The following is a 21,327-nucleotide window of genomic DNA, read 5'->3' as shown; positions in this document are numbered from 1 at the left end:
AAACCAACATCTTCAGCAATTTTCCAGACAAACGCGCTTGGGAAGATCGGCTCACCACCCCGACCCCGTGCGACTCATGAACCTACTTTCACCCACCCTCAAATCGGCCGCGCCGCGCGTCATGCGCAGCGGGATGTACCTGCTTGGGATTTTCCTGTTCTGCTTCAGCTACTGGCTGCACCGCTCGTTCGGCAAGCCGGACATCGAGCAGATCACCTATCACATGAACTTTGGCATGGAGCTGGTGAACACCGTCGATCCGGCGGTGACGCGGCGCTTCGTCCGCTGGTGCCTGGTGGGGCCGCTGGTGTTCTTCGCGCTGGTCTGCTACATGGAGCGGCGTGGACGGCGCGCGCTGGCGCGCCGTTCGCCGCGCTGCCGCGCGATCTGCTCGCGGCTCAACCGCTGGGTGCCGCTGATGGTGGCGTTCAGCGCCACCATGTTCTGGATGCACGACGTCTCGGCCTTCAAGTACATCACTTCCGACTTTGGCCCGGACTACTTCGGCGCCAACTACGTGCCGCCGAAATCGGTGCCGCTGGTGGCCAGCCAGCCCAAGAACCTGATCCTGATTTACGTCGAAAGCCTGGAGCAGGGCTACGCCGCGCGCCAGGTGTTCGGCCGCGACCTGCTGGCGCCGCTGAACGCGCTGCACGGCGTCAGCTTCCCCAGCTACGAGCAGGTGCCGGGCACCGGCTGGACCATCGCCGCCATCGTCGCCACCCAGTGCGGCGTGCCGCTGGCGCGGGTGACGGTGTTCGATCCCAACACGCAGGGGCAGGTGATCAGCTCCTTCCTGAAGAACGCCGTGTGCCTGCCGGACCTGCTGGCGCAGCAGGGTTACCGCAACGTCTTCATGGGCGGCGCCTCGACCAGCTTTGCCGGCAAGGACAAGTTCCTCGCCCAGCACCACTATCACGAAGCGTATGGCCGCGAAGAGTGGCTCAGGAGCGGCGTGCCGGAAAGCGCGCTGAATGGCTGGGGCTTGTATGACGGCGACCTGTTCAGCCGCGCCAGGACCAAGCTGCGCGAACTGTCGGCCAGCGGCCAGAAATTCAACCTGACGCTGCTGACGGTGGACACGCACGAGCCGGAAGGCTATTTGTCAGCCAGTTGCGCGCGGCGCGGTTTCAGCGGCTTTGACGGCGTGATCAGGTGCACGGCGGCCGAGGTGGCGGACTTTGTGAAGTACGCCAGGGACAACGGCTACCTGGAGGATACGAATATCGTCATCCTCGGCGACCACCTGTCGCGCAAGAATCCGCTGACCGACCAGCTGGCGCAACTGCCCGACCGCACCATCTTCAACAGCTTCATCGCCAAGGACGCGCCGGCGCCGAACCGTGCGCAACTGCTGCATTTCGACCTGCTGCCGACCATCCTCGAATTCACCGGCTTCACGCTGCCGGACGGCCGCATGGGCCTGGGCTACAGCGGCTTCAACCAGCACCCGCTGCAGCCGCCCAGGAACCGCTTCGCCGACATGGACAAAAATCTGATGAACCACTCGGATCAGTACATGGCCTTGTGGTCGGACCCGGAGGCGGACCACTAGCACACCTAACAGGCGACAGTTGTAAATCTTGCGCAAAGCCGCGTAGAATGCGGGGCACGCGGGTGTAGTTCAATGGTAGAACGGCAGCTTCCCAAGCTTCATACGAGGGTTCGATTCCCTTCACCCGCTCCAGCGCTCATTCTCCTCTTTCCCCATCAGCCCTTGCCCGGTGCCGCCTTCACCAGGTTGTTGCGCAGCTTGACCACGGCTTTCTGCAGCACCGGGAATTCTTCCGGCGTCAGGCCGGTGGCGTCGCGCAGGTTCATGTGCAGGGCGCTTTCGCGCAGCGCGCGGCCGGCGTCGGTCAGGCCGACGCGCACCTGGCGCTCGTCGGCGGCGTCGCGCGCGCGGTGGACGTAGCCCATCGCTTCCAGTTTCTTCAGGATCGGCGTCAGCGTGTTGGATTCCAGATACAGCTTCTCGCCCAGGCCGCTGACGGTCTGGTTGTCCTCTTCCCACAGGGCGATGATGGCGATGTACTGCGTGTACGTCAGGCCCAGCTTGTCCAGGATCGGTTTGTAGGCCTTGCCATAGGCCAGATTGGCCGAATACACGGCAAAGCACAGAAAGTCCGACAGCTGCGGGGCGCTCGGTTTGCTCATGGTGAACCTCCTCTCAATACCTCTTTCGAATGAGTGGATTATACATCGGATCCGATTTAATCGGAATTGCTTGACAGCGCAAAATTTTCAGGTAAGATGCAACGCATGCGCTTCCATCGGATGCGATTTAAAAACCCACCAAGGAGTTTCATCATGAGCAAGCAAGTCCTGTACACCGGCAAAACCCACACCACCGGCGGCCGCGAAGGCGCCGCCCGCAGCAGCGATGGCCGTCTGGACGTCAAGCTGTCTTCGCCTGGCAGCAACGGTCTGGGCACCAATCCTGAACAGCTGTTCGCGGCCGGCTGGTCGGCCTGCTTCATCGGCGCCATGGGCCTGACCGCCGGCAAGCTGGGCGTGAAACTGCCGGCCGACGTGGCGGTCGACGCCGAAGTCGATCTGGCCAAGGACGATACCGGCTTCTTCCTGGCCGCCCGCCTGAACGTCAGCCTGCCGGGCCTGGACCGGGCCACCGCCCAGGCGCTGGTCGACGGCGCCCACCAGGCCTGCCCGTACTCGAAACTGTCGCGCGGCAACATCGACGTCGAGATCAACCTGATCTGATCCAGCAAGGGAGCGCATCATGTCGAACGATCTCTACCACGGGTCCTGCCACTGCGGCGCCGTGCAATTTGAAGTGCGCGCCGCGCTGACGCCGGCCGGCCGCTGCAACTGCAGCCTGTGCCGCCGCAAGGGCGCGCTGATGTCGCCGCTGTTCCCGGCGGCCGACCTGAGGATCGTGAAGGGCACCGATGCGCTCACTTTGTACCAGTTCAACACCCACGTCGCCAGGCATTACTTCTGCAAGCATTGCGGGATCTATCCCTTCCATCAGACGCGCAAGGACCCGCTGATGTGGCGCGTGAATATCGGCTGCCTCGATGGCGTCGATCCCTACGCATTCGACGCCGGCGTCAATGATGGCGCCAGCCTTTCCACTATTACCCTGGAGGACGCATAATGAAAACCACCCAAGCATTCGCCGCCACCGCGCTGGCCGCCGCCACCCTGTTCGGCGCCGCCGCCCATGCCGCCGCGCCGGCTGGCTTCACCAACATCAAGCAGATCAACGCCGGCGAGCTGAATGTCGGCTACGTCGACGCGGGCCCGGCCAATGGCCCGGTGGTGATCCTGCTGCACGGCTGGCCGTATGACATCAACAGCTACGTTGACGTGGTGCCCAAGCTGACCGCGCAGGGCTACCGCGTGATCGTGCCGCACCTGCGCGGCTTCGGCACCACCCGCTTCCTCGATCCGAAGGCGGTGCGCAACGGCGAGCCGGCCGCGCTGGCGACCGACGTCATCGCGCTGATGGACGCGCTGAAGATCGACAAGGCCACGCTGGCCGGCTACGACTGGGGCGCGCGCTCGGCCGACATCGTCGCCGCGCTGTGGCCGGAGCGGGTCAAGGGCCTGGTGTCGGTCAGCGGTTATCTGATCGGCAGCCAGGAGCAGGGCAAGCAGCCGTTGCCGCCGGCGGCGGAGCTGCAGTGGTGGTACCAGTATTATTTTGCGACCGAGCGTGGCCGCGTGGGCTACGAGAAGAACCATCACGACTTCGCCAAGTTGATCTGGAAGCTGGCGTCGCCACAGTGGAAGTTCAGCGATGACACCTATGAGCGCAGCGCGGCGGCGCTGGAGAATCCGGACCACGCGGCGGTGACGGTGTATAACTACCGCTGGCGCCTGGGCCTGGAGCCGGGCGAGGCCAAGTATGCGGCGCTGGAGGCGAAGCTGGCCACGTTCCCGGGCATCTCGGTGCCGACCATTACGCTGGAGGGCGACGCCAATGGCGCGCCGCATCCGGAACCGGCCAGCTACGCCAAGCGCTTCACCGGCAAGTACAAGCACGAACTGCTTGGCGGCGGCATCGGGCACAATCCTCCGCAGGAAGCGCCCGACGCCTTTGCCAAGGCGGTGATCGAAGTCGGTCAGCTTTAACGGATCAGCGCAATCAGGATGATGATGGGCAGGGGGACGCCGAGCATCCACAGTAATATCGAGCGCATGGTGTTCTCCTTGTCTTAGATGGTGCGTTGGGCGATCAGCACGCGGGCGTGATCGCGGCTACGGCCGCCGGCAATGGCGGACAGGGCGGCGATGAAGGCGCCCAGCAGCAGGGCCACGAACATCCACAGCGCCGAGTGGGCGGCGGCCTTGCGCGCTTCCTCGGCGGCGGCCATGGCCTTGGCCTTGGCGTCGCTGGCGGCCTGCGAGGCCTGGGCGTAGATCAGGTCCACGCGCTGTTCGGCTTCGGCCTGGGTCATGCCGGTGCGCTTGGCCACCAGCTGGGCGAGGTAGACGCGGTCTTCGCCGCTGATCTTGCCGTTGGCCAGGTCGGTGATCAGGATGCGGTTGATTTCCGAGCGCTGGGCGTCGGTGGCCACATCGCCGTTCGGCGAGCGCAGGATCATGTCGGCGAAGTAGGTGTTGCCGCGGCCGGCGCCGGCGTTGGCGCCAGCGCTGGCGCCGGCGGCAGCGGCCACTGGCGCGGCAGCGTTGGCGACGGCGGCGCCGGTGTCGATCGCGCCGCTCAGCGCGGCGCGGGCGCCGCCGGCCAGCACCGCCACCGTCACCAGCGTGGCGACAGCCCAGGCCAGCAGGCCGTGCGCGGTGTCGCGGAAGTAGACCTCATCGCCATGCACGCTGGCCCATTTCACGCGCAGGCGGCCGGCCATGTAGCCGCCGATGCCGGAGGCGGCCAGCTGCATGAAGGCGATCCACACCACGCTGGCGGTGCCCAGCGGCTTGTCGTTGTATTGATAGGGCGAGACCGACGACAGTCCCAGGCCCATGCCGAGGATCAGCAGGATGAAGGACAGCGCGGCGGCGGCGGCGGCGCCGGCCAGGATGGCGCCCCAGGAGACGCCGGAGGCATGGCCGTCGCCGGACGGCACGGCGGCCACCGCCACGCCGGGCGCCGCGTTCAGAGGTTGTGTTTGCATAATGACTCCTTATTGTTGGTGTGTTCATCATGCGCAATGGCGTGGCGGTGGTATGTTCGTGCTCCCACATATGCGCCACCTTGGTGCAGATTGTCTCTATACTGTGGTCCTCATCCATGGAGGCCCTCACGCATGAATCACGTCGGACCGCGGCAGCGTTTATCCACCCGTCTTGCTTTTCTGGCCGCTGGCCTGGCCATGTCGGCCTGGGCGCCGCTGGTGCCGTTTGCCAAAACGCGGCTGGCGCTGGGCGAGGCGCAACTCGGCCTGCTGCTGCTGTGCCTTGGCGCCGGCTCGCTGGTGGCGATGCCGGTCACCGGCGTGCTGACGGCGCGCTACGGCTGCCGGCTGGTGGTGCTGGTGTCCGGCGCGCTGACTTGCCTGTTCGTGCCCGGCCTGGCGTCCGCGCCCACGCCGCTGCTGCTGGGCGCCACGCTGTTTGCGGTGGGCGCGTCGATCGGCACGCTGGATGTGGCCATGAATGTGCAGGCGGTCATCGTTGAGCGCGAGAGCGGCGGCGCGTTGATGTCCGGCTTTCATGGCCTGTTCAGCGTGGGCGGCTTTATCGGCGCCGGGCTGATGGCGCTGATGCTGTTGCTTGGGCTGACGCCGACCGCGTCGGCGGCCGGCATCTCGGCGCTGGTGGCGCTGTCGCTGCTGCTGGCCGCGCCGCATCTGCTGCGCGAGCCGGATGCGGCGGAGCGCGACGGCCCGCTGTTCGTGGTGCCGCATGGCGCGGTGATCTTCATCGGCGCGCTGTGCTTCCTGTCCTTCCTGGCCGAGGGCGCGATACTCGACTGGAGCGCGCTGCTGCTGACGGTGGAGCAGGGGCTGGATGCCAGCCGCGGCGGCCTCGGTTACGCGGCCTTTGCGATCGCCATGACGGTCGGCCGCCTGAGCGGCGACCGCGTGGTGCGCGCGCTCGGCGGCAAGCGCGTGCTGCTGCTGGGCGGCTTGTGCGGCGCGGCCGGTTTCTTCCTGTCGGTGCTGGCGCCGTCCGCGCCGCTGGCGCTGGCCGGCTTTGTGCTGATTGGCCTGGGCGCGTCCAACGTGGTGCCGATCCTGTTCACGGCGGCCGGCAACCAGCGGGCGATGCCGGCCAGCCTGGCCATCAGCGCGGTCACCACGCTGGGTTATGCCGGCATCCTGGCCGGGCCGGCGATGATCGGCTTCGTCGCGCATGCCGCCAGCCTGAATCTGGCCTTTGGCGGCCTGGGATGCTTCATGCTGCTGATCGCCGCCAGCGCCCGGCTGGGCGCGGCCAGCGCCAGGGCTTAGGCGATCTTGCGTTCGCCGCGCTGCAGCAGGTGTTCCACCATGGCGCGGTGATCCGGCAGGTCGGCCAGCGCGCGCTGCGACATCTGCCCGATCATGGCGAACTCCTGGCGCGCCTCCTCCATGCGCGGCAGCGTTCTGGCGTTGGCGTACAAGCCGGTCGCGTATTCCATCCCGTACAGCACATACTGCCAGCTCGATGGCGGATACATCTCGTAGTCCACCACGAAGTCCATGCGGTGCGGCGCGCGCTGGCGCCACATGGCCAGCTTGTCGCGCAGCGAGTCGGGGATGCTGGCCGGGTCGGTGTTGTCGGTCCAGAAGGCGTGGTCCTTGCGCTGCGTGAGGCAGTAGTGCAGCTTGACGAAATCGACGATGCGCTCGTAGCGCGCGCTCATCATCTGGTTGTACACCTTGGCCACCGGCGCGAAGTCGCCGTCGTGCGGGAACAGGTAGCTGACCAGGTAGGCCGCCGTTTCAATCAGGCCGATGCCGGACGATTCCAGCGGCTCCAGGAAGCCGCCCGACAGGCCGACCGCCACGCAGTTCTTCACCCAGTGCTGCTCGCGGTAGCCGACGTTGAGTTTCAGCTGGCGCGGAGTCAGCCCCTCGGCGGCCTTGCCGATGTAGCCGCGCAGGACTTGCTCGGCGCGCGTATCGTCGGTGTGGCGGCTGGAGTAGACGTAGCCGATGCCGCGCCGCTGGTGCAGGCCGATGTCCCAGGTCCATCCAGCCTCGTGCGCGGTGGCGATGGTGTAGGAGGGGATGGGCGCGTCCGGGCGGTCGTACGGCACCTGCATCGCCAGCGCGCGGTCGACAAACAGCACGTCGTTGATGTTGCGGAAGCGGCTGCCCAGCGCCTCGCCGATCAGCGCCGCGCGGAAACCGGTGCAGTCGATGTACAGGTCGGCCGTCAGCACGCCGGCTTCCGTGGTGTGGATGGCGCCGATGGCGCCGTCCTCATCCAGCGCCACCCGCTCCACCGTGGCCTGCACGTGCTGCACGCCCAGCGCTTGCGCGTGGGTGCACAGCAGGGCGGCGAACTTGCCGGCGTCGAAATGGTAGGCATAGTTCAGCGGGCCCGCGAAATCGGCGTCGCCGGGGCGCTTGGGCGCGCGGGCCGCGTCGGCCACGCGCTTTTGCATGGTGGCGGCGGCGGCGAACGCCACGCCGGGACCGGCCGCGCCCTGCAGCCAGTACGGCAGCAGCTCCGGGCCGCCGGGGCGCTGGCTCGGCAGGCTGAACGGGTGAAAGTAATGGTCGGCGCCGGCCGCGCCCGGTTCGCGCACCCAGTGGTTGAAGCGGATGCCCTGCTTGAAGGTGCCGGTGCACTCCCGGATGAAACGCGCCTCGTCGATGCCGATGGTGGCCAGCGTGCCACGGATCGACGGGAAAGTGCCTTCGCCCACGCCGATGATGCCGATGTCCTTCGATTCCACCAGCGTCACGCGGACCGCGCCGGCGTCGGCGCCGGTGCCCAGTTGCTTGGCTAAAAAGCAAGCCGTGAGCCAGCCGGCGGTGCCGCCGCCGACGATCAGCACCTGCTTGACGCCCTCTTTTGGTAACGTTTTCATACCGTTTTTGTCTCCGTAATGCAGCGAAAAACCCTACCAAAAGCAGGGTGATACAACGTTGCTACAATTTTTAAATTGACATCCAAGAACTTGATTATGTACCATGAAATCGATTTCACAAATAAAGAAAACGATTTCAGTATTTCAGAAAACGTTTTCAGCCCGCTTGAAATCGTTTTCCAAGATAAATGGTAGCACCGCCCACCCCCGGCGATCGCTACGCTAAGGAGACTTATGAACTTGCACGTACCGCAGTCCGGGAAGCGTCTGCTCACCCCTATTTCCCTCGCAATTGTTGCCCTGATGGCCGGCGCCAACGTTTACGCCGCCGAACCCGCCGCTGCCGATGCGCAGGCCGCCCAGGCCGCCCAGGCCGCGCCAGCTGCTGACCATGCCGCACCAGCCGATGGCGGCAAAATCACCGAAGTTTACGTTACCGCTACCAAGCGCACCACCTCGCTGCAGAAAACCCCGGTTGCCGTGACCGCGCTGAACGCCGCCGCGCTGGATGACAACCACGTCCAGACCATCCAGGACGTGGTCAACCTGGTGCCGGGCTTCTCGGCCACCGGCCAGGGCGACCACGGCGTCATCACCATGACGCTGCGCGGCATCGGCAACGACTCGGCCAAGACCGAGTACGCCGACCCGGAAGTGGCGTCGTTCGTGGACGGCATCTACTCGCCGCGTCCGGAAGGCGCGACCGCGCTGCTGTTCGACCTGGACGCCATCGAGGTGCTGCGCGGCCCGCAGGGCACGCTGTGGGGCCGCAACTCGACCGTGGGCGCGGTCAACATGCAGACCGTCAAGCCTGAAATCGGCAGCAACAGCGGCAGCTTCGAACTGGGCTACGGCAACTACACCCGCCTGGGCGCGCGCGGCGCGTTCAACATTCCGCTGAGCCCGACCATGGCGATGCGCGTGGCGGTGGTGCACGAGCAGCACGACGGCTATGTCGACTACCAGCAGCCCAACATCCCGTCGCTGGCCGCGCAGCAAGCGGCCGCCGCGCCGGTGATCGCCGCCTGGAACGCCGCCCACCCGGGCAACCCGATCGGTTTCCAGCCGATCAACCCGAACCTGTACGTGCGCAACGGCCAGAAGTACAACGCCCAGGACCAGAGCGCCGCGCGCGTGAGCTTCCTGTGGCAGCCGTCGGCTGACCTGAAGTGGAACATCGCCTACGAGCACTACATCGACCGCGGCACCCCGAACATCAACCTGCTGCAGCAGCAGCGTCCGGGCCAGGACTTCTGGTCGGCGCTGGTCGACACCGCGCCGAACGTCAACCGCGACTCCAACTCTGTGCGCAGCCGCGTCGACTGGCAGATCAACAACGATGTGGCGCTGGCCTACATCGCCGGCTACTCGCGCTTCAACGGCTCGTCGACCTTCGACCAGGACGGCGGCGCCAACCCGGCCACCAGCTTCACCACCGCCACCAGCAGCGCCAGCGCGGGCTACCAGGCCAACAACACCGTCTGGTCCAAGTACAAGAACTACAGCCATGAGCTGGAGATCATGTCGACCGGCAAGCGGGAAGTCGACTGGCTGCTGGGTCTGTACTACGCCAACGAAGACAACGGCATCCGCTTCGACATCCCGATCATGAACGGCACCGAGCAGGGCACCGTCAGCTGGCAGGGGTCGTTCATCCAGCCGAAGGAAACCGTGGATTCGAGCGCCGTGTTTGGCCAGGCCACCTGGAATCTGGCCGACGCCTGGCACCTGACCGGCGGCTTCCGCTACACCTCGGACAAGCGCGAAAACATCGGCGGCACCAACAACAGCTTCAGCGACACCACCGGGCCGCAAGTGCCGGTGAGCCCGTCGGTCAACCCGCTGTCGCCGTCGTCCGGCTTCACCACCTACCAGCACAACGATGGCACCTACAAGGACCACAAGCTGACCGGCCTGGCGCGCGTCAGCTACGACATCGACAAGAGCAACATGGTGTTCGCGTCGGTGTCGACCGGCTACAAGTCGGGCGGCCTGCAGGACGGCGGCCGTCCGTACGGTTCGGAATCGCTGACCAACTTCGAGATCGGCTCCAAGTCGACCTTCCTGGGCGGCAAAGTGCGCATGAACAACTCGGCCTACTACGAGAAGTTCAAGGGCTTCCAGTTCAGCGCGCCGGTGACCAATCCTGACGGCACCCGCGGCTTGGCCACCAACAACGCCGAAGGCGCCAATGTGTGGGGTCTGGAAACCGAGATCGCCGCCAAGATCACCCCGGCCGACCGCGTGCAGTTCACCGCCGCCTACACCCACGCCACGCTCAAGAAGCTGATCGGCGGCAGTAACGACTACGTGCTGCCGGCGTGCTCGGTGCCTGGCATCGCCACCTGCCTGGACGTGACCGGCAACACCATGCCGCACTCGCCGAAGTTCGCGATGCAGCTGCAGTACCAGCACAGCTTCGAGCTGGCCGACGGCACGCTGGTGCCGCGCATCAGCACCCACTACGAAACCGCCAGCTGGCTGAGCGTGTTCAACCTGGGTGAGCCGGATCGTCAGAAGGCGTACAACCGTACCGACCTCGGTCTGCGTTACGACGCCAATTCGAAGTGGTACTTCGACGCCTTCGTGCGCAACGTCGAAGACGGCAAGATCAAGACCAGCGCCATGAACGCCAATGGTCCGTGGCAGGCGCAGTACCTGCCGCCGCGCACCTTCGGCATCAACGTGGGCCGCTCGTTCTAAGCACAGGGTTTTTCATGTAGTCCAGTGTTGTCTGTGGTTTTAAACCCCTCACCCTCACGGGTCCGAGGGGTTTTTTTTGTCTCCTTGCACCCCCAAACCGAAGGGGTCTGACCCCGTACGGGGTCAGACCCCGGCCGCGGCGATGTGCGGGTTTGGCGGGTGCCGCATGCGCAAAGGCATGCGATACTGTGCGCATGCCATTCCCCGCCCTCACTCCCATCCTCGCCGCCGCCGTTCTGGCCGCGCCCCCGTGCGTGGCGCCGCCGGCCGATCCGTCCAACACCTACGACGCGCCGCACACCTACGCCAAGCTCGTCCGCGACTATCCCGACATCCGCATCGCCAGCGACACCGTGCCGCCCGGCGTCCGCAAGACCGCCGACCTCACCTACGCCCAATACGGCAGCCGCTGCCTGCAGCTGGACCTGTACCGCCCGCCCGGCGACCGCCTGCCCGTGGTGGTATTCGTCCACGGCGGCGGCTGGAAAGCCGGCTACCGCGCCGAGTTCGTGCCGATGGCGCTGCGCCTGACGCAGCACGGCTACGCCGCCGTCACCTTCAGCTACCGCCTGTCCGGCGAGGCGCGCTATCCGGCGGCGGTGCAGGACGTGCAGGACGCCGTGCGCTGGGTGCGCACCCACGCCGCCGACTACGGCCTCGACCCCAACCGCATCGCCCTGGCCGGCGGTTCGGCCGGTGGCCAACTGGCCGCGCTGGCCGGCGTCACCGCCGGCGACGACGTCAAGGCCATCGTCAACATCGATGGCCTGTCCGACTTCACCAGCGCGCTGGCGCTCGCCCACGAGGACGACCCGAAGAAAAACCCGTCGGCGGCCGGCGCCTGGTTCGGCGGCCGCTACGCCGAGAAAAAGGCGCTGTGGCAGGCCGCTTCGCCGATCCAGTACGTGCACGCCGGCATGCCGCCGATCCTGTTCATCGGCAGCGGGCAGCCGCGCTTTTCCGCCGGCCGCGAGCAGATGCGGGCGCAGATGGCGGCGCTTGGCGTCGCCAGCGACGAGCTGATCCTGCCCGGCACGCCGCACGCGTTCTGGCTGTTTGACCCCTGGCTCCAGCCTACGGTAGATAAAACCGTGGCGTTCCTGCGTCAGCATTTGCCCTAGCCCATGTTAGTATTCCAGCATTATGCGAAAGACCATCTCTCTGCTGCTGAGCCTGGTAATCGGCGCGCTGGTGCCGGCCGCCGGCTGCCTGGAGAAGCGGGGATGATCGGCATGCAGCACGGCGTGCGCCATCTGTCGTTGCTGGCCGCGCTGGGCCTGTGCGTGGCGTCCGCGCCGGCGCAGCAGGCGCCCGCCAAATTCGCGCCGATCCCGGTCACCTCCATTTTCCGCCCGCTGCAGGCCAACGGCACCGCCGACGACGCGCTGGCCAGCGGCCGCGTGGTGCAGGGCGTGTATGCGCCGGCCGCGCATGCCAGCAAGCGCTGGCGCATCGCTTTCCTGTTCCCGCACATGAAGGACCCGTACTGGAGCGGCGTGGCGTATGGCGTCATCAGCGAGGCCAGGCGGCTGGGCGTGGCGGCCGACATCCTGCCGGCCACCGGCTACGACGACCTGCACGGCCAGTTGCACAAGATGGACGAGGCCATCGCGGCCAAATACGACGCCATCGTGGTGTCGCCGATCAGCATGACCGCCAACAACCAGTCGATCGCCAAGGCGCGCGCGGCCGGCATTCCGGTGCTGGAGCTGGCCAACGACAGCCGCAGCGAGGACCTGAATCTGAAGGTGACCACCTCGCTGCGCAGCATGGGCATGGAGGCGACGCGCTGGGTCATCCGCGACGCCCAGCAGCGCGGCCTGAAAAGCATCAACATCGCCTTGCTGCCGGGGCCGATGGGCGCCGGCTGGGTCAAGGGCGAGGTGGATGGCACGCGCATCGCCGCGCAGGAGGCGCCGATCGAGGTCAACATCCTGGACATCCGCTACGGCGACAGCGAGAGTGCCCTGCAGTCGCAGCTCACCACGCGCATCCTGAACAAGCATGGCGCGCGGCTCGATTACATCCTGGGCTGCACCGGCTGCGCGCCGGCGGCGCTGGCGCCAATCAAGGCGGCCAAACTGGAGTCCAGGATCCGCGTGGTGGCCTTTGACCTGACCTGCGACATTGCCCAGCTGATCCGCCAGAAGCAGATCTACGCGGCGGCCGACACCAAGGGCGTCAGCCAGGCGCGGGTGGCGATCAACGCCGCCGTCAACCTGCTGGAGGGGCGGGCCAGGGAGCAGCCGCACACCGTCCTGGTCAAGCTGGGCATGCTGGACCAGCAGAACCTGGCCAGCTATCCGTTTGATACCTCGATCGCGCCGGCAGGCTACCGGCCGCAGTTGTCGTACGACCCCGGCAAGGAATAGCGCTAACGGACGCGCATGCGGCCCCATCTTGCGCTAATCTATGCGCATGCACATGGAGGAGGCCATCATGATACCGGAGCACGACAGGCGCCAGCGGCCGCAGACGTCGGATACCGCTGGCTGGCATTCATATGAGTTCATCGTGCGGCAGGCATTGCAGGTGCAGCGCGATGTCGGCACGCCCGGCGCGGTGGAGCTGTTGCAGAATATGGGGCTGAATCCGCAAGTGATCGCCCGCGTGCTGGCGCCCGAGCGCCGCATCCGCGAGGAAGACTTGCGCTCACTGTCCGGCGAAGCCTAGGCAGGCCTTGAGGTCCTGCAGGTGGCGCGCGCTTACCGCGAGCTGGGCGCCGCAGGCCAATGTCACTTCATGGCGACCGTCGCCCACCACAGACAGCCGCCGCACCTGGTCGCGCCGCACGATGGCGGTGCGGTGCACGCGCAGGAATTCGTCCGGCCGCAGCAGCTGCTCCACGCGGCTCAGGGGCAGCCGATGCAGCACCGTGCGCTGCGCCAGGTGCAGTTCCACGTAATTTCCCGCCGCCTGTAGCCACAGCACGTCGCGCACGCGCACCTGTTCTATGTTCCCTACCGAACGTACGTGGAAGCTGTCCATCGCCTGCGTGTGCGTGGCGGCGGCGTAGCCGTGCAGCGCGGCGCGGTAGGCGTCGTGCTGGCGCAGGCCGAGCATGGCGTTGGCGCGCTCGATGGCTTGCGCCAGCCGGCGGTCGTCGATGGGCTTGAGCAGGTAGTCCAGCGCGTGCACTTCGAAGGCGTCGACCGCGTGGGTGTTGTAGGCGGTGACGAAGATGATCAGCGGCGGCGCGGGCTGCCGGCCCAATTCGCGCGCCAGTTCCAGGCCGCTTTCGCGCGGCATCTGGATGTCGAGGAAGACCACGTCGGCCGGCGCGCGTGCCAGCGCGTCGCGGGCGGCGGCGGCGCTGTCGCATTCGGCCTGCAGCTGCCAGCCTGGCTGTTCTTGCAGCGCCAGGCGCAGGTTGGCGCGGCCGGGCGCTTCGTCGTCAACGATGATGTAGCGGGTCAATCCCAGTCTCCCAGCGGCAAGCGGATTTCGGCGTAGAAGCGGTCGCCGCGCGCTTCGGCGTGCAGCGTGGCGGCGGGGTTGAAGATCATCACGCGCTCGCGCGTGTTCTTCAATCCGAGGCCGGTGCCGGGATTGGCCGGCGCCTGCCCGCTGAGCGGGTTGGAGACGGTGATCAGCAGGTCGGTGTGGTCGCGTGTGATGTGGACGCGGATGTCGCTGCGGCCGTCGTGGCCATCGAGGTCGTGGCGCAGGGCGTTTTCGATCAGCGGTTGCAGCAGCAGCGGCGGGCAGGGAGCGTCGTGCAGCGCGCTGTCGTCGCACTGGAGGTCGATGTGCAGTCGGCCGCCGTAGCGCAGGCGTTGCAGTTCGGTGTAGTCATGGACAAATTGCAGTTCCTCGCCGAGGCGCACGGCGTCGCGCAGGCTGGCGGACAGCGCGTAGCGCAGCAGGTCGCTCAGGCGGCTGATGCCTTGCAGCGAGACGGCTTTGTCGCCGTCGCGCACCAGCGCGCTGATGGCGTTCAGGGCGTTGAAGATGAAGTGTGGTTCCAGTTGCGCGCGCAGGGCCAGCATGCGCTGCTGCTCCAGTGCCAGCGACAGTTCGAGGTTGTGCGTGTGGGTCCGCTGCAAGGCCTGCTCACGCGCGCGCGCCAGCCGCCAGTTGCCGATGCCGACGATGATGGCGAAGGTGGCGGCGGTGACGAACCAGCTGAAACGCCGCATCCGCAGGCGTGACTGGTAGAGGTTTTCCAGGTTGATGCCGGCGATGTCGCCGCCGTGCCGCACCCAGTCGGCGTACAGCCATTGCAGCGGCTGGAACAGCACCATCACCACGATGAAGAAGGCGGCGATATTGCGCCAGGGCTCAAACAGCGTGGGCCAGCGCAGCAACGCCAGGCACAGCGTGGCGCTCAGCGCCATCATTGGCACGTAGTCGGTGCACCACTGCTGCCACAGGCGCAGGAAGCTGTTGGCGTTGGCCGCGCCATACGCGCCGGCCGCGCTGATTAGCACCCACACCAACGCGTTCAATGCGACGGTCTTCAGCGCGGCACTCCAGAACGGCGGCGCCGATGTCGGCGTCGATGCCAGCGTTGAGGCCGATGCCGATGCCGGCGGCGCGGCGATGGCCGGGCCGCCCGGTGGCCTCGCGCGTTCGCGGACGAGGGACTCGAGCGGCGGCTCGTCCTCGCGGGCCGCGCGCGTGTCGGCCGGCACCCCGCGCGTGTCGGCTGGAGCCGGCGCGTCAACGGCGGCACAAGCGGCTGCAGACGCGGCTGCAGACGCGGTGGCAGAGGCAGCGGTCCGAGCGGCGTGCGTGGTGGGTGTGGCGGGCGCGGTGGTCATCGGCGCGAGTATAGCAGGGGTGCCTGGCGGCTCCGGCGGGTTGCGTCACATGGAACCGGGCTTTCGTCCCACGGTCTGCGCAAGGCGGCGCGGCGGCGGCACAATCGCGTTTTCGCAACCACAAAGGATGGCAATGAGGGGCAGGATACACGGGCTGGATACCTTGCGCGCGGCGGCGATTGTGCTGGTGCTGATGTACCACTACGGCGTGGTGGCCGGCGGCCGTGATTTCGGCGAGGCGGGCCGTGTCGGCTGGGCCGGCGTGGACCTGTTCTTCGTCCTGAGCGGCTATTTGATCGGCAACCAGCTGCTGTCGCAGCCGATGCCGCTGTCGACCTTCTTCGGCCGCCGCCTGCTGCGCACCCTGCCCAACTACTACGTGCTGCTGGCCGCGTACTTCCTGCTGCCCGCCACGCTGGCCGGCAGCGACACCGCGCCGCTGTGGCGCTTCCTCACCTTCACGCAGAACTTCGGCCTGCAATACGGCCAGACCTTCACCCATTCCTGGTCGCTGTGCATCGAGGAGCAGTTCTACCTGATCCTGCCGCTGGCGCTCCTGCTGCTGCGCCGTCCGCGCTGGATCTGGACCGCGATGGTACTGGCCGTGGCGGGCGCGGTGGCGTTCCGCGCGCAGGGCTGGGCACACGGCATGCAACCGTTTTCGCAGGAACTGTACTACGCCAGCTTCGCGCGCTTCGACGAGTTGCTGCCCGGCGTCGCCATCGCCATGCTGAAGAACCACCACCCGGCGCTGTACGGCCGCATTCTGCGCCACGGCAACCTGCTGCTGGCGGCGGGACTGCTGATGGCGGCGGCGCTGCTGGCCCGCTTCGAGGACGAAACGTTGTTCATCACCGCCTTCGGCTTCACGCTGCTGGCGCTGAGTTGCAGCCTGCTGCTGCTGGCGGCGCTCAGCCCCACCGCGCTGCTGGCGCGGGTGCGCGTGCCGGGCGCGGAAAGCCTGGCCTTGTGGTCGTATGCCATCTACCTGGCGCACAAGCCGCTGTTCAAGGTGGTGGGGGAAGCGATGCCGCTGGACCGCCACGCGGCGCCAGGGATCGTGGTGGTGATGCTGGCCGGCGTCGGCGGCGGATGGCTGCTGTACCAGCTGGTCGAGCAGCCCTGCATGCGCCGGCGCGCGGCCTGGTTCCCGCTTACTCCTTGTGGTGGAACGGCGCGAACCACGTCACCAGGAACGACGGGATAGTCGCCGCCATCACCAGCCAGAAGTAGTGCACATAGCCCAGCATCTGCTGCAGGTGGCCGCTGACCACGCCGGTCACCATCATGCACAGGCCCATCAGGCCGGTGCCGAAGGCGTAGTGGGTGGTGGTGTACTTGCCCGGCGCCAGTTGCTGCATCAGGTAGATCATGAAGCCCACCGAGCCAAAGCCGAAGAAGAATTTCTCGACCGCCACGCCGGCGCTGATGACCACCAAGCTGTCCGGCTGGTAGATGCTCATCAGCAGGAAGGTGATGTTGGGGATGTTGACCGCGCAGCACAGGATGAACAGGGTTTTCTGCAGGCCGCGACGGGCCACGAAGATCCCGCCCAGCAGAGAGCCCAGCAGCACGGCGATCAGGCCGTAGGTGCCGTAGATCAGGCCCAGCATCTCGTTGGTCAGCCCCAGGCCGCCCTGCGCCACCGGGTCGACCATGAAGAAGGGACCGATTTTCTCCAGCAGGCCGATACTCAGGCGGAACACGAACGCGAAGCCCACCATCAGCCACACGTCGCGCTTCTGGAAGAAGGTGACGAAGGAATCCTTGAGGATGAAGGCCGCCTCGCCGACGGACTTGGGCGCGTTCTCCACCTTGGCGCCGTCCGGCATCACGCGCAGGTGCCACAGCGCGGTGACGATGGTGATGGCGGCCACGATGAAGAAGATGATGCGCCAAGAATCGATCCACTCCGGCCCGAACACGCCGGCCTGGTGATGGAAGTAGTGTGTGTGCAGCCAGCCGCTCAGGTACACCATGCCGCCCGAGGCGACGATGGGACCGATGTTCCAGCTCAGGCTCTGGATGCCGCAGAACAGCGACTGGGTCTTGGTATCGAGCGCGGTGACGTAGACGCCGTCCGAGGCGATGTCCTGCGTCGCGCCCACCAGCGACAGCACGCCGAACAGGAACACCATGATCACCATGTAATCCGGCAGCGACATCGCCAGCGCCACGCCGGCAAAGCCCAGGCCCACGATCAGCTGCGCGCACAGCACGAAGAACTTCTTGGTGCGGTACATTTCCACGAACGGCGCGAACAGCGGCTTGATGGTGTAGGCCAGGATCAGGTAGCTGGCGTATTGCGCGGCCTGGCCATTGTCCATGCCCAGGTTCTTGAACATGATGGAGGTGACGCTGGTCAGCATCACATAGGTCAGCGCCATGGCGAAGTAGCCGGTTGGCACCCACAGCATCGGCGTGCCGCGCGCGAACATGGCGCGCAGCAGCGACGGCGGCGCGGAAACCGGCTCGCTGGCCTTGGGCGGGGCGGCCGGCGGATCTTGCGGCATGGCGGAAGGGGCGGTGCTCATAATGTCGTCCTCGTTGTCCTCGTGGAGTTTAGCACCGGCTCTGCGGCCGGTTCTTAAACGGGACCGCCGGCCCGAGGGCCGGCGGCGGTACTACGGTTGCGTTGCTCAGGCGGCGTGCTTTTGCGCGCGCTGTTGGACCAGGTAATCGCGGTACCACAGCGCGCTGTGCTTCAGCGTGCGCTTCTGCGTGGCGTAGTCGACGTGGACGATGCCGAAGCGCTTGGCGTAGCCGGAGTTCCATTCAAAGTTGTCCAGCAGCGACCACAGGAAGTAGCCCTGGATGTTCACGCCCTGCAGGCGGGCGTCGTTCAGCGCCTTCAGGTGACGCTGGACGAAGTCGATGCGCGCCTCGTCCGGCACTTCGCCGTTGATCACGGTGTCCGGATTGGCCATGCCATTCTCGGTGATGTAGATCGGCGGCAGGTCGTAGGCGGCGTTCAGCTTGAGCAGCAGCTCGGTCAGGCCGTCCGGGTAGATTTCCCAGCCCATGTCGGTCTTGCCCAGCTTGCACTCCGGCTGGCGCGGCGGCGTTTCGGTCGAGCAGAAGGCGCGGAAGTAGTAGTTCACGCCCAGGAAGTCGATCTTCTGGTGGGCGATGGCCAGGTCGCCATCCTGCACCACCGGCGCGTTGTCGCCGTGGACCTTGAGCGCCAGTTCCGGGTACTTGCCCTTGAAGATGGGGTCCATGAACCATTCGACCGAGCGCGAATATTCGAATTCGGCGGCGGCCTTGTCGGCGGCGCTGTCGGTGGCCGGATCGGCGGTCCACTGGTTCAGCACAATGCCCAGCTGGGCCGAGCTGCCGACCTTGCGCATGGCGCTCATGGCCAGGCCGTGCGACAGCACCAGGTGGTGCGACACCTGGATCGACTGTTTCAGATCCGCCACGCCCGGCGCGAACTGCGCGTTGCCGTAGCCCAGGTTGGCGGTGCACCACGGCTCGTTGTGGGTGGCGATGGTCTTCACGCGGTTGCCGAAGCGGCGCGCCACCTCGGCCGCGTATTCGGCGAAGTGGTAGGCGGTGTCGCGGTTCAGCCAGCCGCCTTCGTCCTGCAGGCCTTGCGGCAGGTCCCAGTGGTACAGCGTGATGTGGGCGGCGATGCCCTTGCTTTCCAGTTCCTTCAGCAGGCGGTCGTAGAAGTCCCAGCCGGCCTCGTTCCACGCGCCCTTGCCCTGCGGCTGCACGCGCGCCCAGGCCATCGAGAAGCGGTAGGCGTCCACGCCCAGGCCGGCCATGATGGCCACGTCTTCCGGGTAGCGGTGGTAGTGGTCGCAGGCGACGTCGCCGTTGGTGCCGTCGATGACTTTGCCCGGCGTGTGGCTGAACGTGTCCCAGATCGATGGACCCTTGCCGTCGGCGGTCGCGCCGCCCTCAATCTGAAAAGCGCTGGTGGCAACGCCCCAGGTAAACGAAGGTGGGAATTGCGTGAAATCGGTCATGTGTCTTTATCGTTTTAATAGGATTAACGGGGTGCGGAGGGGAGGACATAGCTACGTTTGAAAACGATTTCACGCCTCAGATGATGATTAGACCTCAAGTACTTGTGAGTGTCAATCGATTTGAAAAAGCGCCCTGGCAAGCCTGATATAATGCCGCCTCAATAAATTTTTGCTGAATCCGACCATGTCTTCCGATACGCCTAAAGACGCCCCAGCGCGGGCCATGCTGTACGACCCGACCGAACACCGCATCCGCAGCTTCGTCACGCGTGCCGGCCGCCTGTCGACGGCGCAGGCGCGTTCGCTGGAGGAGCTGGGGCCGAAGTTTCTGATCCCGTACGAGAAGGCGGCGCTGGATTATGAACAGGCCTTCGGCCGCAAGGCGCCGGTGGTGCTGGAAATCGGCTTTGGCATGGGCGGCACCACGGCGCACATCGCCGGCGTGATGCCGGACAAGGATTTCATCGGCGTGGAAGTGCACACGCCGGGCGTGGGCAGTTTGCTGAAGCTGATCGGCGAGCAGAATCTGACCAATCTGAAGGCGATTCAGCATGATGCGGTGGAGGTGTTGAACTTCATGATTGCGGATGGCTCGCTGCATGGCGTGCATATCTACTTCCCGGATCCGTGGCACAAGGCGCGGCATAACAAGCGTCGTCTGATCCAGGCGCCGTTCGTCAAGCAGCTGGTGCAGAAGCTGGAGGTGGGCGGGTACATTCACCTGGCCACCGACTGGGAAGATTATGCGGTGCAGATGCTGGAGGTGCTGAGCGCGGAAGAGGGCTTGCGCAATACCGCCGACGGCTACGCGCCGCAGCCGGCCTACCGTCCGCTGACCAAGTTCGAGAATCGCGGCCTGAAGCTGGGCCACGGCGTGTGGGATCTGGTCTTTACCAAAAAATAGTTGGCTTTTACCCCAGAGGATGGGGTCTGACCCCGTACGGGGTCAGACCCCTGTCAACGAAGTGCGGGTTTAGCGATTCCCGCGGATTCAGCAGAAAGGCAACGTCAAACCCGTTTGGTTTGGCTTTGGGGGTTATTGGCGCAGTGCGGCGTTCAGGCGCTGCATCACTTCATCCGGCGTCGCCATGGTGCACCACAGGCGGCGCTCGTCGTAGATGATGTCCGATAGCTTGCCGGCGCGCTCGCGTCCCGGCAGGGCTACCCAGGCCAGCATGCACGCTGGCCGCTCGTTGGCCTTCAGCAGCACCAGTTGCTGCTTCGCCGGCGTGGCGTGGAACTGGTAGGGAAGGTTCGCCGTCGCCAGCGCGGCGCGCAGCCGCTCGATGCCATCGCCTTGCGGCATGCCCTGCCTGGTGTAGTGATGCGGCGGGCGTTCGTTGTAGTGGATCGGCAGCGGTTCGGCCAGCGCCGGCGCGGCGAGCACCATCAGCATGGCCGCGAGCCTGATCATTTTTCCAGCGGCTCCACGTCCAGCACCACCACGTACTGCAGGCGCTTGCCCTGCCACAGCGCGCCGCCGCGCACCTGCGCGTCGGTGCTGCTCAACTGGCCCACGGCCTCTTTCTTGCGCAGCAGTTCGCGGAACCGGATGGCCGCTTTCGGCGACAGATAACCCACCATGCGGCCGCCGATAAACACCGCCACCGCCTCGTTCTCGTAGGCGTTATGATCGTCCGGCATCAGCGTCGCCACGTACGGCGCGGCGGCCGCGCTGCCGCCATGGTCGCCCGCCAGCGCCCGCAGCGTGGGCTGATAGCGCGACTCCGTCATCACCTCCACCATGAACCGTCCGCCGTCGGACCAGTGCAGCGCCGGCGCGCTTTCCGGCAGCACCGGCTCATACGGCACGCCGGACGGCAGCGGCAAGGGCTTGGCCTTGACCGGATTGGTCTTGATGATGGCGTAGACCACCGCCGCCGTGGCGAGGATGATCAACAGGGAGATGGCGAAGGTCATGGCGTACAGGTTTATG

The 21,327-nt window shown here is 66.2% G+C and carries 20 protein-coding genes and 1 tRNA gene; 12 read left to right on the top strand and 9 right to left on the bottom strand.

Translation table 11 applies throughout. The features are described from left to right. Positions 1 to 76: 76 nt before the first annotated feature. A complete protein-coding gene (locus FHW58_RS22125) occupies positions 77 to 1,555 on the top strand; it encodes a sulfatase-like hydrolase/transferase (protein ID WP_179675341.1) in 1,479 nt (492 codons plus the stop codon). A 58-nt stretch (positions 1,556 to 1,613) separates the two neighbouring features. Then, positions 1,614 to 1,687, top strand: a tRNA-Gly gene (locus FHW58_RS22120). A gap of 23 nt (positions 1,688 to 1,710) precedes the next feature. On the opposite strand, the gene FHW58_RS22115 is transcribed toward FHW58_RS22120, so the two are convergent. After that, the gene (locus FHW58_RS22115) at positions 1,711 to 2,157 is read right to left on the bottom strand and encodes a MarR family winged helix-turn-helix transcriptional regulator (RefSeq protein ID WP_179675340.1); all 447 of its coding nucleotides are present in this window, start codon (positions 2,155 to 2,157) and stop codon (positions 1,711 to 1,713) included. A gap of 153 nt (positions 2,158 to 2,310) precedes the next feature. Here FHW58_RS22115 and FHW58_RS22110 point away from each other — a divergent pair, with 153 nt between their 5' ends. Genes FHW58_RS22110 through FHW58_RS22100 form a run of 3 tightly spaced genes read left to right on the top strand, consistent with a single transcriptional unit; the run spans position 2,311 to position 4,098 of the window. Beyond that, positions 2,311 to 2,721 carry an organic hydroperoxide resistance protein gene (locus FHW58_RS22110; protein ID WP_179675339.1) on the top strand — a complete coding sequence of 137 codons (411 nt, stop codon included), beginning with the start codon at positions 2,311 to 2,313 and terminating at the stop codon, positions 2,719 to 2,721. Positions 2,722 to 2,740: 19 nt separating this feature from the next. Beyond that, a complete protein-coding gene (locus FHW58_RS22105; protein ID WP_179675338.1) occupies positions 2,741 to 3,118 on the top strand; it encodes a GFA family protein in 378 nt (125 codons plus the stop codon). Beyond that, a complete protein-coding gene (locus FHW58_RS22100; RefSeq protein ID WP_179675337.1) occupies positions 3,118 to 4,098 on the top strand; it encodes an alpha/beta fold hydrolase in 981 nt (326 codons plus the stop codon). The genes FHW58_RS22105 and FHW58_RS22100 overlap by 1 nt, the downstream gene beginning before the upstream one ends. Positions 4,099 to 4,181: 83 nt before the next feature. Here FHW58_RS22100 and FHW58_RS22095 read toward each other — a convergent pair whose 3' ends face one another. Beyond that, a complete protein-coding gene (locus tag FHW58_RS22095) occupies positions 4,182 to 5,102 on the bottom strand; it encodes a hypothetical protein (RefSeq protein ID WP_218892848.1) in 921 nt (306 codons plus the stop codon). A 132-nt stretch (positions 5,103 to 5,234) separates the two neighbouring features. Between FHW58_RS22095 and FHW58_RS22090 the strand changes: the two genes are divergently transcribed. After that, on the top strand, positions 5,235 to 6,380 hold the full coding sequence (locus FHW58_RS22090) for an MFS transporter (protein ID WP_179675336.1): 1,146 nt from the start codon (positions 5,235 to 5,237) through the stop codon (positions 6,378 to 6,380). Here the strand turns inward: FHW58_RS22090 and FHW58_RS22085 are convergent. Beyond that, positions 6,377 to 7,951, bottom strand: coding sequence for a tryptophan halogenase family protein (locus FHW58_RS22085; RefSeq protein ID WP_179675335.1), 1,575 nt, complete (start codon positions 7,949 to 7,951; stop codon positions 6,377 to 6,379). The genes FHW58_RS22090 and FHW58_RS22085 overlap by 4 nt on opposite strands. 234 nt (positions 7,952 to 8,185) lie before the next feature. Between FHW58_RS22085 and FHW58_RS22080 the strand changes: the two genes are divergently transcribed. The 4 genes from FHW58_RS22080 to FHW58_RS22065 all read left to right on the top strand — a co-directional run bounded on the left by FHW58_RS22080 (position 8,186) and on the right by FHW58_RS22065 (position 13,327). Beyond that, positions 8,186 to 10,654 carry a TonB-dependent receptor gene (locus FHW58_RS22080; RefSeq protein WP_179675334.1) on the top strand — a complete coding sequence of 823 codons (2,469 nt, stop codon included), beginning with the start codon at positions 8,186 to 8,188 and terminating at the stop codon, positions 10,652 to 10,654. A 194-nt stretch (positions 10,655 to 10,848) separates the two neighbouring features. Next, complete coding sequence (locus tag FHW58_RS22075) at positions 10,849 to 11,775, top strand: alpha/beta hydrolase (protein ID WP_179675333.1); 927 nt, start codon at positions 10,849 to 10,851, stop codon at positions 11,773 to 11,775. Between the two features lie 102 nt (positions 11,776 to 11,877). Beyond that, positions 11,878 to 13,026: a TMAO reductase system periplasmic protein TorT gene (gene torT, locus FHW58_RS22070; RefSeq protein WP_179675332.1), complete on the top strand. Its 1,149-nt coding sequence runs from the start codon at positions 11,878 to 11,880 to the stop codon at positions 13,024 to 13,026. 40 nt (positions 13,027 to 13,066) lie between these two features. After that, positions 13,067 to 13,327 carry a hypothetical protein gene (locus tag FHW58_RS22065; protein WP_229265447.1) on the top strand — a complete coding sequence of 87 codons (261 nt, stop codon included), beginning with the start codon at positions 13,067 to 13,069 and terminating at the stop codon, positions 13,325 to 13,327. On the opposite strand, the gene FHW58_RS22060 is transcribed toward FHW58_RS22065, so the two are convergent. Both FHW58_RS22060 and FHW58_RS22055 read right to left on the bottom strand, forming a co-directional pair. Then, on the bottom strand, positions 13,307 to 14,071 hold the full coding sequence (locus tag FHW58_RS22060; protein WP_229265446.1) for a LytTR family DNA-binding domain-containing protein: 765 nt from the start codon (positions 14,069 to 14,071) through the stop codon (positions 13,307 to 13,309). The two genes, FHW58_RS22065 and FHW58_RS22060, sit on opposite strands and share 21 nt — an antisense overlap. Continuing rightward, positions 14,068 to 15,417 carry a sensor histidine kinase gene (locus FHW58_RS22055; RefSeq protein WP_179675331.1) on the bottom strand — a complete coding sequence of 450 codons (1,350 nt, stop codon included), beginning with the start codon at positions 15,415 to 15,417 and terminating at the stop codon, positions 14,068 to 14,070. Before FHW58_RS22055 ends, FHW58_RS22060 begins: the two co-directional genes overlap by 4 nt. Positions 15,418 to 15,550: 133 nt before the next feature. Here FHW58_RS22055 and FHW58_RS22050 point away from each other — a divergent pair, with 133 nt between their 5' ends. Then, entirely contained in the window at positions 15,551 to 16,624 is a 1,074-nt protein-coding gene (locus FHW58_RS22050; protein ID WP_229265445.1) for an acyltransferase, read from the top strand. On the opposite strand, the gene FHW58_RS22045 is transcribed toward FHW58_RS22050, so the two are convergent. Further along, entirely contained in the window at positions 16,572 to 17,951 is a 1,380-nt protein-coding gene (locus FHW58_RS22045) for an MFS transporter (protein ID WP_218892847.1), read from the bottom strand. The two genes, FHW58_RS22050 and FHW58_RS22045, sit on opposite strands and share 53 nt — an antisense overlap. Positions 17,952 to 18,056: 105 nt before the next feature. Further along, complete coding sequence (locus FHW58_RS22040; RefSeq protein WP_179675329.1) at positions 18,057 to 19,391, bottom strand: GH1 family beta-glucosidase; 1,335 nt, start codon at positions 19,389 to 19,391, stop codon at positions 18,057 to 18,059. A 223-nt stretch (positions 19,392 to 19,614) separates the two neighbouring features. On the opposite strand from FHW58_RS22040, the gene trmB reads away from it, so the two are divergent. Next, positions 19,615 to 20,295 carry a tRNA (guanosine(46)-N7)-methyltransferase TrmB gene (trmB, locus tag FHW58_RS22035; RefSeq protein ID WP_179675462.1) on the top strand — a complete coding sequence of 227 codons (681 nt, stop codon included), beginning with the start codon at positions 19,615 to 19,617 and terminating at the stop codon, positions 20,293 to 20,295. Positions 20,296 to 20,427: 132 nt separating this feature from the next. Here the strand turns inward: trmB and FHW58_RS22030 are convergent, their stop codons facing one another. Both FHW58_RS22030 and FHW58_RS22025 read right to left on the bottom strand, forming a co-directional pair. Further along, a complete protein-coding gene (locus FHW58_RS22030) occupies positions 20,428 to 20,805 on the bottom strand; it encodes a hypothetical protein (protein ID WP_179675328.1) in 378 nt (125 codons plus the stop codon). Further along, positions 20,802 to 21,311 carry a hypothetical protein gene (locus tag FHW58_RS22025; protein ID WP_179675327.1) on the bottom strand — a complete coding sequence of 170 codons (510 nt, stop codon included), beginning with the start codon at positions 21,309 to 21,311 and terminating at the stop codon, positions 20,802 to 20,804. Before FHW58_RS22025 ends, FHW58_RS22030 begins: the two co-directional genes overlap by 4 nt. Between the last annotated feature and the right edge of the window lie 16 nt (positions 21,312 to 21,327).

It is taken from the genome of Duganella sp. 1224, from assembly GCF_013408245.1.
In the GTDB taxonomy this organism is placed as follows: domain Bacteria; phylum Pseudomonadota; class Gammaproteobacteria; order Burkholderiales; family Burkholderiaceae_D; genus Rugamonas.
The sequence above is the reverse complement of the archived record's forward strand: the minus strand, read 5'-3'. Positions and strand labels throughout refer to the sequence as shown.

Coding starts and splice junctions, on each gene's coding strand:
- FHW58_RS22125 (WP_179675341.1), top strand. CDS start 77: ATGAACCTACTTTCACCCACCCTCAAATCGGCCGCGCCGCGCGTCATG.
- FHW58_RS22115 (WP_179675340.1), bottom strand. CDS start 2,157: ATGAGCAAACCGAGCGCCCCGCAGCTGTCGGACTTTCTGTGCTTTGCC.
- FHW58_RS22110 (WP_179675339.1), top strand. CDS start 2,311: ATGAGCAAGCAAGTCCTGTACACCGGCAAAACCCACACCACCGGCGGC.
- FHW58_RS22105 (WP_179675338.1), top strand. CDS start 2,741: ATGTCGAACGATCTCTACCACGGGTCCTGCCACTGCGGCGCCGTGCAA.
- FHW58_RS22100 (WP_179675337.1), top strand. CDS start 3,118: ATGAAAACCACCCAAGCATTCGCCGCCACCGCGCTGGCCGCCGCCACC.
- FHW58_RS22095 (WP_218892848.1), bottom strand. CDS start 5,102: ATGCAAACACAACCTCTGAACGCGGCGCCCGGCGTGGCGGTGGCCGCC.
- FHW58_RS22090 (WP_179675336.1), top strand. CDS start 5,235: ATGAATCACGTCGGACCGCGGCAGCGTTTATCCACCCGTCTTGCTTTT.
- FHW58_RS22085 (WP_179675335.1), bottom strand. CDS start 7,951: ATGAAAACGTTACCAAAAGAGGGCGTCAAGCAGGTGCTGATCGTCGGC.
- FHW58_RS22080 (WP_179675334.1), top strand. CDS start 8,186: ATGAACTTGCACGTACCGCAGTCCGGGAAGCGTCTGCTCACCCCTATT.
- FHW58_RS22075 (WP_179675333.1), top strand. CDS start 10,849: ATGCCATTCCCCGCCCTCACTCCCATCCTCGCCGCCGCCGTTCTGGCC.
- torT (WP_179675332.1), top strand. CDS start 11,878: ATGATCGGCATGCAGCACGGCGTGCGCCATCTGTCGTTGCTGGCCGCG.
- FHW58_RS22065 (WP_229265447.1), top strand. CDS start 13,067: ATGCGCATGCACATGGAGGAGGCCATCATGATACCGGAGCACGACAGG.
- FHW58_RS22055 (WP_179675331.1), bottom strand. CDS start 15,417: ATGACCACCGCGCCCGCCACACCCACCACGCACGCCGCTCGGACCGCT.
- FHW58_RS22050 (WP_229265445.1), top strand. CDS start 15,551: ATGAGGGGCAGGATACACGGGCTGGATACCTTGCGCGCGGCGGCGATT.
- FHW58_RS22045 (WP_218892847.1), bottom strand. CDS start 17,951: ATGAGCACCGCCCCTTCCGCCATGCCGCAAGATCCGCCGGCCGCCCCG.
- FHW58_RS22040 (WP_179675329.1), bottom strand. CDS start 19,391: ATGACCGATTTCACGCAATTCCCACCTTCGTTTACCTGGGGCGTTGCC.
- trmB (WP_179675462.1), top strand. CDS start 19,615: ATGCTGTACGACCCGACCGAACACCGCATCCGCAGCTTCGTCACGCGT.
- FHW58_RS22030 (WP_179675328.1), bottom strand. CDS start 20,805: ATGATCAGGCTCGCGGCCATGCTGATGGTGCTCGCCGCGCCGGCGCTG.
- FHW58_RS22025 (WP_179675327.1), bottom strand. CDS start 21,311: ATGACCTTCGCCATCTCCCTGTTGATCATCCTCGCCACGGCGGCGGTG.